Here is a 2,957-nt window from a genome sequence, read left to right on the forward strand (position 1 = left end):
CGAGATCGATCGGCAGTTGGCCCGTCCCGACTTCGCGGCCCTGATCTATCCGGTCGTCACGCTGGAGCCGCCTTACGACAACACGGGCACCCGGCGGAACCTCGTCGGCGAGCAGCCGAAGCCCGAAGCGCGGACCGCCTGGTCGCTCCAGACACAGTTGCGTCCGGGCTGCCCGCCGCTCTTCCTCGTGCAGACCGACGACGATCCCGTGATCAGTCCGGAGAACAGCCGCATCCTCGACACGGCCTGTCGGCACATGAGCGTACCGGTCGAGTTCCACCGCTTCAGCAAGGGCGGCCATGGTTTCGGCATTGGGGAGCCGGGCACGCCCGCAAGTGTCTGGCCCACCCTGTGTCATGCGTGGCTCCAGACCCTCGACATGCTGGGTTGAAGGCTGAACGTCGCTTCCGGTGCGTTGATCTCAGCCAGATCAGGGGATCATCCGGGCACCGCGAGCCGCGAATGGTCGTCGGCTGCATCGGCCGGGCGAACGCGCTCAAGGGGCCCTGGGGGGAGCGGGTTTCTGTGACGCACCATGGTTTACTGGGACGCTCGGAACCCGCCTTGACCGTTCCGGTTGCAATGCCGTGCCCGACACCGCTTACCTGCCCCGCATATCCGCGTTTCTCAAGGCCGCAGGACCCGGTCTTGTCGTGATGCTCGCCGACACCGATGTCGGGAGCCTGATCACCGCCGCGCAGAGCGGAGCGCGTTGGGGCTATTCCCTGCTTCTGCTGCAACTCCTGCTCGTGCCGATCCTCTACATCGTTCAGGAACTCACCGTCCGCCTCGGCACGGCGACAGGCCGTGGTCACGGCGCGCTAATCCGAGAGCATTTCGGACCCGCTTGGGCCTGGATTTCATTTGGCGGTCTCGTCGTGGCCGGTATCGGAGCCATCGTCACCGAGTTCTCGGGGATCGCCGGCATCGGTGACCTTTTCGGTGTGCCGCGGATCGTCAGCCTTGGTTTACCGGTGGCGATCCTGCTGTGGCTGGTGTTCACCGGGGGCTACCGGTGTGTCGAGGTGGTAGCCATCGCCGTCGGCTTGTTCGAACTCGTGTTCATCGGACTCGCTATTGCGGCCAAACCTGACCCAGGCGAAATCCTGGCCTCGTTCGCGCACATACCGCTAAACGACGGCGGCTTCCGGGTTCTCATCGCAGCCAATATCGGCGCAGTCATCATGCCATGGATGATCTTCTACCAGCAGTCGGCGATCGTCGATAAGGGCCTTGGCTGGCAACACGCACGCGACTCGCGCCTGGATACCCTCGTCGGTGCGATCATCTCGCAATGCGTGATGGGGGCGATCCTGATCGCGGCGGCCGCCACCATCGGGAAGGGCGGCCGCGGAACAGCCCAAGGGCTCGATACGGTCGGCCAACTAGCAGATGCCTTCACACCGGCGCTGGGCCCATGGCTCGGACACGTCGCCTTTGGGGTCGGCATCATCGCGGCGGCGTTCGTGGCACTCAACGTCGTCGCACTGTCGCTCGCCTGGGGCTTCGGCGACCTGACGGGCCGAGCGCACTCCCTCACCTTGTCGCCGCGTCAGGCACCAGCCTTCTACGGCGCCTTCACCTTAGTTGTGGTCGCCGGTGCGATCGGAGTGCAGCTCGTACCGAACCTTGTAGCGCTCAACGTCGCCGTAGAAGTGATGAACGCGCTCCTGCTGCCGCTGGCCCTCGGCTTCCTCATCCTGCTCGCCACCCGTGCCCTGCCGCCAGACCGGCGGGTCGAAGGCACCTACAAATGGGTGGTCTACGTCGTATCCGGCCTCACGATCGCCTTCGCGATGGTTGGTGTCCTCGATGGGGTTGGGCTGCTTTAGGGCGGTTGCAACCCGATCTCGACGCGGAGTCAGGGCCGCGCCGTCCACTCGTCCGCCGTCAGTTCCGGGCCGGTGACGCAGAGCATGCCGTTCGTGACGATGCCGGAGGCCATCGGCGATCCCTGCCTGCCAGTCCTCGACGTGGATCGTAGGAGGTGCTTGCCGCGGCGAGATTGCCGGGCCGCGTGGACGGAATGGCGCCGAACGATCGTCCCGCGAATGAGAACGGGGCGCCGGCCCGGGAGCCGGGACTGTTCTCGACACGCAATCGCGCGATCGAGAGCACGTTGAGCACCATCCAAGGCGTCGCGGATCCGCCCGGCTCGGATCGGTATGCCAAAGCGGGCTCGCGCCGTGCGGGCGAGGGTTGCGACCTCGGGAGAGGCGGAGCCGGTCAGACGGTTCATGAGCCCAGAAGCGGCGGCACCGGCGGCCGGAATGGCTGCATCGAAAGCCCCTCCTACCATTGCGCCCGTCAGCGCATTCCCCGCCACGTCGCCTGTCCGACACTACGCTCGCCGGATTTCAAGTCGCACCGGGACGCGTCAGGGTCCGCCGTGACCTGACGCCGTTATGGTCTCCGCGCCTTGAACCTGCTGTCGGTCTCGTAGGTCGCCACGGCCTCGGCTGGGATGCGGTACAGCTTCCCGCCCTACTCATGCATTGCCGGCGATGCGGCAGCAGCAGATGGGGCATTGAAAAGCGGCGGATCGGACTACAGCGCAGCGGTGAGCGGGGACAACCTTTGAAGCCCGGCAAAAGCTATACCACACCTATTGCGTTCGATCCGACTTCGGATAGAATAGAATTCGTTCCAGTCCATCTAGAATTAAACAACTCAAGCGCGCCTTTAAAGGCGCGTTTTTTGTTTCTTGCCCCGATTTTTAGACGGGTAGATTCGGAAAACGACAAACGCCCCAGGAGGTTTCTCCTGGGGCGTTGTTTGATCGACCGACCCATCCAACCGAACCGCGGCTCTGGGCGAGCCGCGGCCGATCCGGCAGGTCCTAGTACGAGCCGAACTTGTAGTTCAGGCCGGCGCGCACGACGGCGAACTCGGTGCTGTTGTTGCGGTTCAGGCCGCTCTGCACGACGGTCACGCCCGGCGAGGTCAGGGTCACGGTG

At 64.8% G+C, this 2,957-nt stretch carries 2 protein-coding genes and 1 pseudogene; 2 read left to right on the top strand and 1 reads right to left on the bottom strand.

The features are described from left to right. A partial coding sequence (locus tag MKK64_RS00195; protein ID WP_409567808.1) for an alpha/beta hydrolase occupies positions 1-391 on the top strand: 391 nt, incomplete at its 5' end. Positions 392-587: 196 nt separating this feature from the next. Next, positions 588-1,832, top strand: a complete 1,245-nt coding sequence (locus MKK64_RS00200) for an NRAMP family divalent metal transporter (protein ID WP_243931661.1) — start codon at positions 588-590, stop codon at positions 1,830-1,832. Between the two features lie 1,007 nt (positions 1,833-2,839). Here MKK64_RS00200 and MKK64_RS00205 read toward each other — a convergent pair. Next, positions 2,840-2,957, bottom strand: a pseudogene (locus MKK64_RS00205) (porin family protein); the annotation flags it as partial.

The organism is Methylobacterium sp. E-025, assembly GCF_022829705.1.
Lineage (GTDB): Bacteria > Pseudomonadota > Alphaproteobacteria > Rhizobiales > Beijerinckiaceae > Methylobacterium.